Genomic DNA, 12,384 nt, shown 5'->3' on the forward strand with positions numbered 1-12,384 from the left:
CACGGCGACCGTGCCGGCCGCCTCGGCGGGGGACCCGTAGCCCCACTCGACCATGATCGTCGGGATCCCGTGCGCCGCGGCGCCGTGCACGTCGTGCTCGCGGTCGCCGACCATGACCGGCGCCGAGCCCGACCCCGACGGTCACCGTCACGGTCTTCGCGGAGGCCACTCCGACGCCCGACCCCACCGTGACCGCCGCGCTGCCGCAGGCCACGGCCACCGTGTTCGTGCCGCAGCCCGAGGTCACCGTGACCATCACCCCGAACCCCGTGCCCGAGATCCCCGAGACCGCCTTCGCGACCGACTTCGGCTCTGCGCCGGGAGCGACAGGCACGCCGACGACGAACGGCGCGGGCGAGATCGTGAGCTACACGGTCGTCGCGGGCGACACGTTCTTCGACATCGCGCAGCGCTTCGGGATCCCCGTGCAGCAGCTGCTCCGGATGAACACGGAGGTGGCGGGGGCCGGCGAGGCCGTCTACATCGGGCGCGTGATCAACCTCGACGCGAGCACCCTCGGCTGACCGGCCGAGTGGGGTGGAGCGACCGGGCGGGACGGACCGGCCGAGTCGACTGCACGGACCGGTTCGCTACTGCGATTTCGGCAGGATGTGGAACGCGACGGCCAGCGACAGCGAGATCGCCGCGATGCCGCCGAAGAAGATGAACCCGGCCAGCTCGGGGAACAGGAAGGCGTTCCCGAGGGCGAGGATCCCGCCGAGGAACAGCGCGAACGCGAGGACGACGCCCAGACCAGTCATGCCCTCATCGTACCGGGCTCACGGGAGCAGGAGGGTCGCGAGCTGCTCCGCCTCCGACACCACGGCGACCGTGCCGGCCGCCTCGGCGGGGGACCCGTAGCCCCACTCGACCATGATCGTCGGGATCCCGTGCGCCGCGGCGCCGTGCACGTCGTGCTCGCGGTCGCCGACCATGACCGGCGCCGAGAGGTCGACGTCGAGCTCGCGGAGGCGGCGGAGCGCCTCCTCGACGACATCGGCCTTGGCGCTGCGCACCTCGTCCTCGGAGGCGCCGCAGATGACCGTGAAGTACTGCGCGAGACCGTAGTGCTCGAGGACCCGGCGCGCGGCCGACTCGGGCTTCGACGTCGCCAGCGACAGGGGCACGCCCGCCTCGGCGATGCGCGCGAGGACGTCGGGGACGCCGGGGTAGACGGAGGAGTCGAAGAGACCGCCCGCGTTGTAGCGGCGGCGGTAGACGACGAGGGCGGCCTGCGCCTCCTCGGCGCTCATCCCGCCGAGCGCGCGGAACGCGTCGAGCAGGGGCGGGCCGACGTAGGCCAGGAGCTCGACGGGGGTGGGGACGGGGCGGCCCAGCTCGACGAAGGTGTCGACGAGCGTCCCCGTGATGCCGGGCGCCGAATCGGTGATCGTGCCGTCGAGGTCGAAGAGGATGCAGGTCCAGGTTCCGGCCCGTTCGCCGAGGCCGGTCGGGGCGAGTGTCGTGTCGGACATGGCGGGGCTCCTGACCTCGGGTGACGCGGGGGACGCCGACGCTGCCCCGTCGGGGGAGAACACTCTACGGGCGCTCGGTGCTCTCGAGTGCGGTTTCGATGAACGAGCGGGTCACGACCTGGGCGATCGAGCCGGCGTCGAGCTGCACGGCGACGAAGTCGGCCGTGCGGATGAGCGCGAACGCCTCGCGCCCGGGCAGCACCAGCATCTGCACGCGGGGGTGCTGCTGGCGCGGGACCGCGGTGCGGACCTCGTCGGTCGAGGTGAAGAGCGGGAGCACCTGCTCGCCCGTCGTCGTCGCGACCGTCCGCACGTGCGGCACGCCTCCGGGTTGCGAGCCCGTGACGTCGACCACGAGCGAGCCCTCGAGGCAGGCGGTGAGGAGGCGATCGACGGCCTCCGTGGACGGAGCGGCGACCAGTGCCTCCAGAGCCTCGCGCGCGGGGGCGTTGCGATAGGGCCCGGGCCGTGCCGGGCGGGCGGGGGGTCCGACTCTCCGTGCCATGCCTCTCACGCTATCCGGGATCGCTTCCTGCTCCGAATCGGCGGAACGGAGATGATCGGCGGCTTTTCCTCGTGAATCCCGCTCCGAGAAGTCAGTCCTCCGAGGGGAATGCCGTGTCCGTCGAATGCAGTGCCCGACGAGTGCTGTGCAAGTCGTGGGAATCGGCTATTGCGGCGATTCTTCGCGACAAGGGACCCGATAAAGAGCGCGACGTGCTCGAATCATCACCGAGAATGATCTCTCCTCGGGAGAAAAGGGGTAATGTCTTCTCTCGTCCAGTACTTACAGGAGGAAAAGTGGCTCAGAAGATCACTCTCGTCGACGACATCGACGGAACGCCCATCGATTCCGGAGAAGGCGGAACCGTCCGCTTCAGCATCGACGGCGCCAACTACGAGATCGATCTCGGCCCCGACAACATCGAGGCTCTGCACTCCGCTCTCGAGAAGTTCGTCTCCAGCGCCCGCCGGGTCGGCTCCCGTCCCGCGGCCGCCTCCTCCGTCGCCTCGGCGTCGAAGAGCGACCCCAAGCAGCTCAAGGCGATCCGCGAGTGGGCGAACGCCAACGGGCACCAGGTGTCCGACCGCGGCCGCATCCCGGCCGAGGTCCAGGCGGCCTACGCCGCCGCCAACAAGTAGAGCGTCCCGCTCGAACGGCGAAGGCCCCCGCGGAATCCCGCGGGGGCCTTCGCCATGGGCGCTAGAACAATCTGGTGTGCGAATCGTCGACGCCGCGCATGGACTCGTAATCGAGGACGACGCAGCGGATACCGCGGTCCTGCGCCAGCGTCCGCGCCTGCGGCTTGATCTCCTGCGCGGCGAAGACTCCGGTGACGGGCGCGAGATGGGGATCGCGATTCATCAGCTCGAGATAGCGGGTGAGCTGCTCGACTCCGTCGATGTCTCCGCGGCGCTTGATCTCGACCGCCACACTCGCTCCGCGGGAATCCCTCGCGAGGATGTCGACGGGCCCGATCGCCGTCATGTACTCGCGGCGGACGAGGGTGTGACCGTCGCCGAGGAGATCGATCTGCTCGGCGAGCAGGCGCTGCAGGTGCGCCTCCACTCCGTCCTTCACGAGACCCGGATCGACGCCCAGCTCGTGGGCGGAGTCGTGCAGCACCTCGTGGATCGAGACGACGAGGGCGTCCCCCGTCTTCTTGTGCGCGACCGTCCACTGCTCGACGACTCCCGACTCCCGGGCTGTCTCGTCCGGCTCCGTGGCGATCAGCGTGCACGGCGGGCTCATCCAGTTCAGCGGCTTGTAGGAGCCGCCGTCGGAGTGGACGAGCACGCTGCCGTCGGCCTTGACCAGCAGCAGGCGGGTGGCGAGGGGGAGGTGGGCGCTGAGACGGCCGGTGTAGTCGACGGAGCAGCGCGCGATGACGAGACGCACCCGTCGAGGATAGACGCGGGCGCGTGCGGCCGCTCGGGCTCAGGCCATGCGGACGACGTTGCCGGTGACGCGCCGGCCGGCCGGGGACACGAGGTACGAGACGAGGTCCCCGACCTCCTCCGGCTCGGCGACGTCGAAGAAGGCGTCGTTCGCGGCGACGGCCTCGCGGACGTCGTCGGTCACCCAGCCGGTGTCGGTGACGGGCGGATGGACGGCGTTGGCCGTGATACCCAGGGGGCTCAGCTCGAGCGACGCCGAGATCGTGTAGTTCACGAGGGCGGCCTTCGCGGCCCCGTACGAGACCTCGCCGGGGAAGCCCCGCTCGCCGCCGGAGGTGAGCGAGACGATGCGGCCGCCGTGCCCGCCGCGCGCCTCGAGACGCGCGGCGAGCTCCGAGATGAGCAGGGCGGCGGCGCGGGCGTCGACCGAGAGGACGGCGTCGATGCTCGCGGCGTCGACCCGGCGCTGCGGGCGCCCCATCCAGTCGTTCTCGCGGGCGCGGAAGGTGTCGATGACCGACCCGGTCGCATTGTTGACCAGGACGTCGACCGGGCCGAGCGCCTGCTCCGCGGCGTCGAACAGGGCGGCGGCCGAGGCGGCGTCGCGCAGGTCGGCCGAGACGGCGATCGCCCGCCCGCCCGCGGCGCGGATCCGCTCGGCGACCCTCTCGCCGTCGCTCGCGTGCGCGCGGCGCTGGCGCTCGGGCTCGTACTCGGGCAGGTCCTCGGCGAGGAACGCGACCAGCACGGCGAGGCCGTCGGCCGCGAGGCGCTCGGCGATCGCCGCTCCGATGCCGTGGTTGGCCCCGGTGACCAGGGCGACCCGGCAGGGCTCGGGGCTCGGGCGGCTCATGGCGACTCCCTCCTCGCCCGCCGGAGGGCGGGACTCACGCCGGAAGGGTATCGAGGGGCGGCCACGGCCGGTCGCCTCGGCCGACGCTGAGCACGACGCCGGGCGTCACGGCGACCGCTCCCGCGCGGTCGCCTCAGGCGTTCTCGCGGAGGCGGGCGGGACGTGCCGCGGGGGAGGCGAGGCCGGCGACGAGCACCAGCGCCAGCACCAGGAAGAGGGCGTTCAGGAGGCCCACGTGGTCGCCCAGGAAGCCGATCGCGGGCGGGCCGACGAGGAAGGCGACGTAGCCGAGCGTCGCGACCGCGCTGACCCGCGCGGCCGAGTGGGCCCCCTCCGCGGCGGCCGACATGCCCACGGGGAAGCCGAGCGAGCAGCCCAGGCCCCAGGCGACGGCTCCGGCGATCACCAGCGCGTCGACGGGCGCGAGGATGAAGAGCAGGATGCCGACCACGGCCAGCAGGGCGGAGGCGCGCAGCACGGGCACGCGGCCGAAGCGGTCGAGCACGGGCCCGCCGATCACGCGGCCGACGGTCATCGCCGCCACGAAGACGCCGAAGACGACGGCGGCCGTGGTCTGGTCGGTGCCGTGGCCGTCGACCATCGCCAGCGTCATCCAGTCGTTCGCGGACCCCTCGGCGAAGGCCATGCCGAGCATGATCAGGCCGATGAAGACCAGGCGCGGATCGCGCCAGACGCCGAGCGAGGCGGCCACGCGCTCGCGCACCGGCGCCGTCGCGGTGGCGACGCCCTGCGTGTCGAGATCGGCGCGCACGGGCACGAAGCGGATCGCGACGACGACGGTCGCGACGATGACCACTGCGACGCCGCCGAGGTGCGCGGCGACGGGGATCCCGAGCGCGGAGGCGCCGGCGCCGATCAGCGCGCCCGCGACGGTGCCGAGGCTGAAGAAGGCGTGGAAGAGCGGGAGGAGGGTCGTGCCGAAGGCCTTCTCGTTCGCGGCCCCCTCGACGTTCATCATCACGTCGACCGCGCCGTTGCCGAAGCCGAGCAGCGCCATGCCCGCGAAGGCGAGGGGGAGGGTCCCGAGCGAGTCGGCGGCGACTCCGAGGATCGCGACTCCCGCGGCGCACACGGTGAGTCCGGCGACCATGCCGCGGCGCGCGCCGAGCATCGACATGATCGCCGTCGAGAGCGCCAGGCCGACGATCGCGCCGATCGACATCGCCAGGATCAGCACGCCGACGTCGGCGGTGGTGAGGCCCAGCTCGTCGCGAATCGCCGGGGAGCGCGACACCCAGGTCGCGACGGCGAGGCCGCTCAGCACGAAGATCGTGAAGACGGCGTTGCGCCAGGCGACGAGCTGTCGGCGGGTGAGGTCGGAGGTGCTGGTCATGATCGTGTTCCTGGAGCGGGCGCGGCCCGAGGGGTCGCTGGGGCGTCTCGGGCCCGCGAGGCGGGACGGGGGCCCGGTCGAATCGATTCGAGGCGGGCCGGACTAAGCTATCCGGAACCCCCGGGACGGTCAAGGACACGGTCTCGGCGGTCGAGTCGAGGAGGATCGTGGAGTCGCAGAAGCCCCGCGCCGAGGAGCGCCCCGGACGTCCGACGCTGGCCCGGGTGGCGCGCCTCGCCGGAGTGTCGGCCTCGACCGCCTCGCTCGTGTTCAGCGGCTCCGGACCCGTCTCGGCCTCGACCCGCGAGCGCGTGCTCAAGGCGGCGGCCGACCTCGACTACGCCGGTCCGGATCCGCGCGCGCAGTCGCTCCGCCGCGGCCGCTCGGGCATCGTCGGAGTCGTCGTCGACGAGCGCGTGCTGCACGCGTTCCGCGATCCGATCAAGATCGCGATGCTCGACGGCATCGCCGACGTGCTGGGCGGCGCGGACGCCGGGATCCTGCTGCTGACCGAGACCGGTGACGGCTCGGGGCTGATGGCGACGGCGCCCGTCGACGCCATGATCCTGATCGGCTGCAGCCCGACCGTCGACGAGTCGGTGGCGCTGCTGCAGCGCCGTCGCGTGCCGGTCGTGGTGGTCGAGGGAGTGTCCGAGTTCGGCTCGGCGATCGTCACCCTCGACAACCGCGACGCCTCACGGGCCCTGGCCGAGCACCTCCGCGACCTCGGGCACGAGCACCCGGCGACGGTGACGCTCCCGTTCTCGAAGGACCGCCGCCGCGGGCCCGTGCCGGACGACTGGCGCTCGAGCTCGAGCATCACGGCCGTCGAGCGGCTGCTCGGGGTGCGCGACGTGTTCGACGGGCTCGAGGCCGTGGCGGCCTCGGCCAGCACGGTCGACGAAGGGGTCGCCGCCGGGCGGGTGCTGCTCGACGTGCCGGAGCCGCCGACCGCGGTCCTCGCCCAGAGCGATCTGCTGGCGGCGGGCGTGATCCTGGCCGCCGAGCAGCTGGGGCTGCGGGTGCCGGAGGACGTGTCGGTCGTCGGCTTCGACGGTGTGCAGGTGCCGGGGCTCGCGGCGGGCTACGACCTCACGACGATGGCGCAGCCGGCGGTCGACAAGGGCCGTGCGGCGGGACGGGCGGCGCTGGCGCTGCTCGCGGGCGAGGAGGCGGCTCCGGTGTGCTTCCACGCGGTGTTCCACCGCGGGAACACGAGCGCGGCGCCGCGCTGATCGCGGGGCGGAGCGGGTCCGGGGGACGTGGGTCTCGATACGCCGCTGCGCGGCTACTCGACCAGCAAGGTAGCGCTGCGGGGCTTCTCGATAAGCAGAGGAGGGGTGGGTCTCGATACGCCGCTGTGCGGCTACTCGACCAGCAAGAGGGGGAGGGCGATCCGTCGCCGTTCGAGAGCAGAGGGGGCGCCCCGGTGATCGAGTAGCGCGCGCAGCGCGCTTATCGAGATCCGCGCCTCCGACCGGAGTTCTCCACAGGGTTCTCCACAGCCTGTTCGAAACTTCGTTCGAGCTCTCAGCGGAGCCACGCCTCGCCGCGCACGCGCAGTCCGAGGGTCAGTGCACGGGCCCCGAGATAGCCCACGGCGAAGGCGATCCAGAGCGCCAGCAGGCGCCCGTCCGCCGGTGCCGAGGCCGCGAGGGCGGCCAGCGGGACGAACACCGCGAGGTTCGCGAGACCGCTGAGGGCGAGGTAGCGGCCGTCGCCCGCGCCGATCAGGACCCCGTCCAGCACGAACACGTAGCCCCCGAGCGGAGCGGTGACGCCGACCACCGCGATCAGCGCGGGCAGGAGCCGCAGCACCTCCGGATCGCTCGAGAAGGCGTACGGCAGCACGCCGCTCAGGCCCGCGACCACCGCGCCCAGCGCGAGTCCGGCACCGATTCCCCAGGTCACGCAGCGTTTCGTCACCGCCCGGGCCTGCACGCGATCGCCCGCTCCGAGCAGCCGCCCGAGCAGCGCCTGCGCGGCGATCGCGACGGCGTCGAGGGCGAAGGCGACCGCGCTGAAGAGCGTCATCGCCACCTGGAACGCACCGAGCTCCTCCGCCCCGAGGGAGCCGGCGACGGCCACGGCGAGCAGGATCGCGGCCCGGAGGCCCGCGGTGCGCAGCAGCATCCATCCGCCCGAGCCCGCGGAGCCGAGAACGCCCCCGAGGTGGGGACGCAGCGGCGCCCCGACGCGCCGCGCGAGCCGCGCCGCGATCAGCGCGTAGGCGGCGAACATGGCCCACTGGGCGATGACCGTCCCCAGAGCGGACCCGGTTATCCCCAGGCCCGCCGGGTGGATGAGCACGGCGTTCAGGCCCGCGTTGAGCGCGAATCCGGCCACCGCGATGACGAGCGGAGTGCGGGTGTCCTGGAAGCCCCGGAGCAGGCCGGTCAGCGCGAAGACGCCGAGCATCGCGGGGATCCCCGCCATGCTGACGGCGAGGTAGCGCACGCCCGCCTCGGTGACGTCGGGCTCCGCTCCGAAGAGGCCGATGACGGCCGGAGCGCTCACCGCGCCGGCCACCGCGAGCACGGCGCCGAGTGTCAGCGCGAGCCAGCCGCCGTCGATCCCGGCCGCGACCGCTCGTCGCTCGTCGCCCTCGCCGAGCGCACGGCCGACCCGGGGAGTCGTGCTGTAGGCGAGGAACACCATCAGTCCGACGACCGTCTGCAGCACCGCCGCGCCCAGCGCGAGGCCCGCGAGCGGCACGGCGCCGAGGTGCCCGACCAGCGCCGAGTCGGTGAGGAGGAACAGCGGCTCGGCCACGAGGGAGCCGAGCGCGGGCACGGCGAGCCGCAGGATTCTGCGGTCCAGCGTGCGGCGATCGGGCGAGGTCACCGTCCGACGCTACGCGAGCCGCGTCGGCGGCGCTCCCGCCCGATCCGGAGTCAGCCGCCCTCGCGCCCCGCGGTCTCGCGGAGCTTCCGGCCGTCGGCGACGTCCTCGGCGTGCTTCTCGGCCTTCTTGTCGCTGGTGCGGGTGTCGCGCGGCGGGAGCTGGATGTGCTCCTCCGCCTCGATGCCCGCCTGCAGCTGGCGGCCGCGCTCGAGCTCGGCGTCGAACTCGGCCCCGAAGAGCAGCGCGAGGTTCGTGATCCAGATCCACAGGAGGAAGACGATCACGCCACCGAGGGCGCCGTAGGTCTTGTTGTAGTTGCCGAAGTTCGCGACGTAGAACGCGAAGCCGGCCGACGCGAGCGCCCACACGACGAGGGCGAGGATCGAGCCGAGGCTGGTCCAGCGGAACTTCGGCTGCTTCACGTTGGGAGACCAGTGGTAGAGCACCGCGATGATGATGATCATCAGCGCGATGAGCACGGGCCACTTCACGATGCTCCACACGGTGAGGGCGACCTCGCCGAGGCCGATCGCCTCGCCGATCGTCTCCGCGACCGGGCCGCTGAGCACCAGGAGCAGTCCCGCGATCACGAGCAGCGCGACGGTGAAGAGCGTGATGCCGAGCATGGTCGGACGCAGCTTCCAGACGGGCCGGCCCTCGTCGATCTCGTAGACGCGGTTCATGGCGCGTCCGAACGCACCGACGTAGCCGGAGGCGGACCACAGGGCTCCCAGCAGACCGGTCACGAACGCGACACCGGCGGCGGGGGAGGAGGTCAGCTCCTGCACCGGGCCGCGGATCGTGTCGAGCACCTCGGGCGACGCGAACCCGCCGAGGATGTCGAGGACCGTGTCGGTGGTGGTCTCGGCCTGGCCGAAGAGGCCCAGGATCGACACCACGGCCAGGAGGCCGGGGAACAGCGCGAGGACCGCGTAGTAGGTGAGCGCCGCGGCGAGGTCGGTGCACTGATCGGCGCCGAACTCGCGGAGCGTCTTCTTGAGCACGTAGCCCCAGGAGCGCTTGGTGACGTCGGTGGGGTCGTCGGGCTTGCGGGTGTCGTCGGGGTCGGGCGCGGTGCGCTCGCGCTCGGTGCTGGTCTGGGCCACGGGGATCCTCCGGTGCTGGCTGCTCGCGCCGGAGCATGCGGGAACCGGCGCGAGGACGTAGGGGCGTCCTCGCCTTCGACGGTAGGGCGGGACGTCGCGGAAGGGACGGAGGTTGACAGGCCGCCGCACAGCGCGGGATCCTCCGCGGGCGCGCGGGCCTGCGCGGGGTCGGTGCTCCGCGGTCAGCGCCCCGAGGGTCAGCGCTCCGGGATCAGGCGGGGCACGATCCGCACCAGCAGCACCATCGCGACCAGCTCCACGAGCGTCTGCGTCACCACGACGACCGGCGCGACCGACAGCGCGGGAGGCAGCGCCAGCGCGAGCGGCAGGACCACCAGCGAGTTGCGGGTGACTCCGCTGAACAGGAGGGCGCGGCGCGCGGGCACGTCCAGACGCGCGAGGCGGCCCGCTCCCGCGCCGAGCGCGGTCATGATCACGACGAAGCCCGCGTACAGCAGCACGAGCACCCCGAGCCGCGGCAGGGCGTCGGCCACGGCCCCGGCCTGCGATGCGACCACCGTGAACAGGGTCGCGATCATCAGCGGCACCATCGAGCCCAGCACCCCGGTACGGAGGCGGCGCCCGAGCACCGTCCGGGCCGCGAGCAGCTGCAGCCCCGTCGCGGCGGCCAGCGGCAGCACGATCAGCAGCACGAAGGCCTCGGCGAACGGCCCGATGTCGACGGCGGCCGGTCCGGCCGGCCCGAGGATCAGCAGCAGGAGGACGGGCAGCAGGAGGATCTGCACGAGCATCAGGAGCGGCGCGGCGGCGAGCAGCCGGGTCGACGCCCCTCCGGCCAGACCGCTGAACACGATCACGTAGTCGATGCACGGGGTGAGCAGCACGAGCAGCACCCCGATCAGCAGGGCGGGCTCTCCCGCGATCGGCCGGGTGAGCACGACGACGACCGCGGGCACCACGACGAAGTTCAGCACGAGCACCGAGGCGAGGAAGCGGCGGTCGCGGAACGCCTGCAGCACCGAGCCGAACGGCACCCCGAGGAACGTCGCGAGCAGCAGCAGGGCGAGCACCGGAGTCACGGCCGCGTCGAGCTCCTCGGCCGCCGGCACCAGCGCTCCCGCGCCGAGGGCGACCACGATGGCCAGCAGGTACAGCGCGATCTGGTGCCGCTCGAGGGCGGCGACCAGGGTCCGTCCGCCACCGCTCACGGATCGATTCTCCCGCGCGACGCCGGGTGCCTCGTACTGTGAGCGGATGAGCGGCCCCGAGGACGAGCACCGGACGGAGCGCCTGCTGCTGCGTCCCCTCCGCCTCGATGACGAGTCGGCCGTGACGGCCTACCGGGGCGATGCGCGGGCCGGGCGTTTCCTCCGCCACCCGCCGCTGGCACCCGGCGGCTACCCCGCGTGGCTCGCCGAGCGCTCGGCCGAGTGGGAGCTCGCGCAGCCGGGGCACCGGCGCGTCCTCGGCATCGAGGAGCTCGCGACCGGACGGCTCGTCGGAGACGCCGTGATCGTGCGGCGGGCCCACGGACACGAGCTCGGGATGTTCCTGCATCCGGACACCGCGGGTCTGGGCTACTCGCTCGAGGCCGGACGTGCGCTGCTCCGCCTGGTCTTCGAGACCCTCGGCTCCCGGCAGGTCGTCGGACGGGCCGACCCGCGCAACCGCGGCTCGGTGAAGGCGATGGAGCTGCTGGGTCTGCGGCGTCGCGAGCAGGCGGAGGGCGACACCTCGGTCGAGTACGCGTCGACGGTGGAGGCGTGGCGGGCCGGGCTGCACCGCACGCCGCGTCTGGCCGCGTCTACGGTGGGGGCACCCCTCCCGGACGGAACGAGCACCATGGCATCCAGCACCGCGCGCATCGGACTCGGCCTGGCGGCCGTCGGCCGGCCGGCCTACATCACCGCGGGTCGCGACGGCGACCTGGGCCCGCCCGGCTTGCGCAGCGTCGACGCTCTCCGCGCCCGCACGCACGAGCTGCTCGACACGGCCTGGAGCGAGGGCGTGCGGTTCGTCGACGTCGCCCGCTCGTACGGCCGCGCGGAGGAGTTCCTCGGGAGCTGGCTCGCCGCGCATCCCCAGCGCCGGGCCGAGCTCACCGTCGAGTCGAAGTGGGGCTACGAGTACGTCGGCGACTGGGCGATGGACGCGCCCGTGCACGAGCGCAAGGAGCACTCGGTGACGATGTTCGAGCGGCAGTGGTCGGCGACGTTCGAGGCGCTGGGCTCGGCCCCCGACTGCTACCTCGTGCACTCGATCACGCCCGAGAGCCCGGCGCTGACGGACCGGGCGCTCCTCGACCGGCTGCGGGGCCTCGCGGCGTCCGGGGTCCGGGTCGGGCTCTCGACGAGCGGACCGGGTCAGGCGCGGACGATCGCGCTCGCCCTCGCGATCCCGGAGTCGCCCTTCAGCGCCGTGCAGACCACCTGGAACCTGCTCGAGCGGTCGGCGGAGGCGGCGCTCGCCGACGCGCACGACGCCGGGTGGCTCGTCGTGGTGAAGGAGGCGCTCGCCAACGGACGGCTGGTGGGCGAGCGCGCCCCCGAGAAGGTGCGCCGGCTGGTCGACGCGCCCGAGGAGCGGGCACTCGGCGTCGCACTCGCCCAGCCGTGGGCCGACCGGGTGCTCAGCGGCGCGGCGACCCCGGCGCAGCTCCTCGAGAACCTGCGGGCACGTCCCGCGGCGCTGCCGGAGGGTCTGGAGCCGCAGGATCCCGAGCAGTACTGGGCCGAGCGGTCGGCTCTCGCCTGGCGGTGATGCGGAACCCGGCCTGAGACCCTCCCTCGGCCGCGATCGCGGCCGATGCTCGCTCTCAGCGGAGGTTCCGCGGGGCCCGGGCGTCGGGCCGGGCCGGGCTCGCCGGATCAGACCGGAGGGGCCACCAGGAGC

14 protein-coding genes are annotated in these 12,384 nt (G+C 73.1%); 4 read left to right on the forward strand and 10 right to left on the reverse strand.

The annotated features are described in order from the left end of the window. On the reverse strand, positions 1 to 114 hold a 114-nt coding region (locus NB037_RS16210; protein ID WP_279309024.1), incomplete at its 3' end, for an HAD hydrolase-like protein. Between the two features lie 74 nt (positions 115 to 188). Between NB037_RS16210 and NB037_RS16215 the strand changes: the two genes are divergently transcribed. Continuing rightward, the gene (locus tag NB037_RS16215) at positions 189 to 524 is read left to right on the forward strand and encodes a LysM peptidoglycan-binding domain-containing protein (protein ID WP_251947566.1); all 336 of its coding nucleotides are present in this window, start codon (positions 189 to 191) and stop codon (positions 522 to 524) included. Positions 525 to 590: 66 nt separating this feature from the next. On the opposite strand, the gene NB037_RS16220 is transcribed toward NB037_RS16215, so the two are convergent. From NB037_RS16220 to NB037_RS16230, 3 genes are all read right to left on the reverse strand, one after another. Next, positions 591 to 761, reverse strand: coding sequence for a hypothetical protein (locus NB037_RS16220; protein ID WP_207403269.1), 171 nt, complete (start codon positions 759 to 761; stop codon positions 591 to 593). Positions 762 to 779: 18 nt separating this feature from the next. Beyond that, complete coding sequence (locus NB037_RS16225; protein WP_251947567.1) at positions 780 to 1,475, reverse strand: HAD hydrolase-like protein; 696 nt, start codon at positions 1,473 to 1,475, stop codon at positions 780 to 782. Positions 1,476 to 1,539: 64 nt separating this feature from the next. Continuing rightward, on the reverse strand, positions 1,540 to 1,980 hold the full coding sequence (locus NB037_RS16230) for an SseB family protein (RefSeq protein WP_251947570.1): 441 nt from the start codon (positions 1,978 to 1,980) through the stop codon (positions 1,540 to 1,542). 296 nt (positions 1,981 to 2,276) lie between these two features. Between NB037_RS16230 and NB037_RS16235 the strand changes: the two genes are divergently transcribed. Then, positions 2,277 to 2,618, forward strand: a complete 342-nt coding sequence (locus NB037_RS16235; protein WP_207403343.1) for a histone-like nucleoid-structuring protein Lsr2 — start codon at positions 2,277 to 2,279, stop codon at positions 2,616 to 2,618. Between the two features lie 61 nt (positions 2,619 to 2,679). Here NB037_RS16235 and nucS read toward each other — a convergent pair whose 3' ends face one another. The 3 genes from nucS to NB037_RS16250 all read right to left on the reverse strand — a co-directional run bounded on the left by nucS (position 2,680) and on the right by NB037_RS16250 (position 5,581). Beyond that, positions 2,680 to 3,375, reverse strand: a complete 696-nt coding sequence (nucS, locus tag NB037_RS16240; RefSeq protein ID WP_251947571.1) for an endonuclease NucS — start codon at positions 3,373 to 3,375, stop codon at positions 2,680 to 2,682. A gap of 39 nt (positions 3,376 to 3,414) precedes the next feature. Next, on the reverse strand, positions 3,415 to 4,227 hold the full coding sequence (locus tag NB037_RS16245; RefSeq protein WP_251947573.1) for an SDR family NAD(P)-dependent oxidoreductase: 813 nt from the start codon (positions 4,225 to 4,227) through the stop codon (positions 3,415 to 3,417). Between the two features lie 133 nt (positions 4,228 to 4,360). After that, positions 4,361 to 5,581, reverse strand: a complete 1,221-nt coding sequence (locus NB037_RS16250; RefSeq protein ID WP_251947578.1) for an MFS transporter — start codon at positions 5,579 to 5,581, stop codon at positions 4,361 to 4,363. Positions 5,582 to 5,748: 167 nt separating this feature from the next. Here NB037_RS16250 and NB037_RS16255 point away from each other — a divergent pair, with 167 nt between their 5' ends. Further along, complete coding sequence (locus tag NB037_RS16255) at positions 5,749 to 6,816, forward strand: LacI family DNA-binding transcriptional regulator (protein ID WP_251947580.1); 1,068 nt, start codon at positions 5,749 to 5,751, stop codon at positions 6,814 to 6,816. 295 nt (positions 6,817 to 7,111) lie between these two features. Here NB037_RS16255 and NB037_RS16260 read toward each other — a convergent pair whose 3' ends face one another. From NB037_RS16260 to NB037_RS16270, 3 genes are all read right to left on the reverse strand, one after another. Continuing rightward, positions 7,112 to 8,425, reverse strand: coding sequence for an MATE family efflux transporter (locus NB037_RS16260; RefSeq protein WP_251947582.1), 1,314 nt, complete (start codon positions 8,423 to 8,425; stop codon positions 7,112 to 7,114). A gap of 50 nt (positions 8,426 to 8,475) precedes the next feature. Then, on the reverse strand, positions 8,476 to 9,531 hold the full coding sequence (locus tag NB037_RS16265) for a YihY/virulence factor BrkB family protein (RefSeq protein ID WP_251947584.1): 1,056 nt from the start codon (positions 9,529 to 9,531) through the stop codon (positions 8,476 to 8,478). Between the two features lie 197 nt (positions 9,532 to 9,728). Further along, positions 9,729 to 10,700, reverse strand: a complete 972-nt coding sequence (locus NB037_RS16270) for an arsenic resistance protein (protein WP_251947586.1) — start codon at positions 10,698 to 10,700, stop codon at positions 9,729 to 9,731. 46 nt (positions 10,701 to 10,746) lie between these two features. Here NB037_RS16270 and NB037_RS16275 point away from each other — a divergent pair, with 46 nt between their 5' ends. Beyond that, on the forward strand, positions 10,747 to 12,252 hold the full coding sequence (locus tag NB037_RS16275; RefSeq protein ID WP_251947588.1) for a GNAT family N-acetyltransferase: 1,506 nt from the start codon (positions 10,747 to 10,749) through the stop codon (positions 12,250 to 12,252). The last annotated feature ends 132 nt before the right edge of the window (positions 12,253 to 12,384 follow it).

Origin of the sequence: Rathayibacter rubneri (assembly GCF_023743255.1) — a bacterium.
GTDB lineage: Bacteria > Actinomycetota > Actinomycetes > Actinomycetales > Microbacteriaceae > Rathayibacter > Rathayibacter rubneri.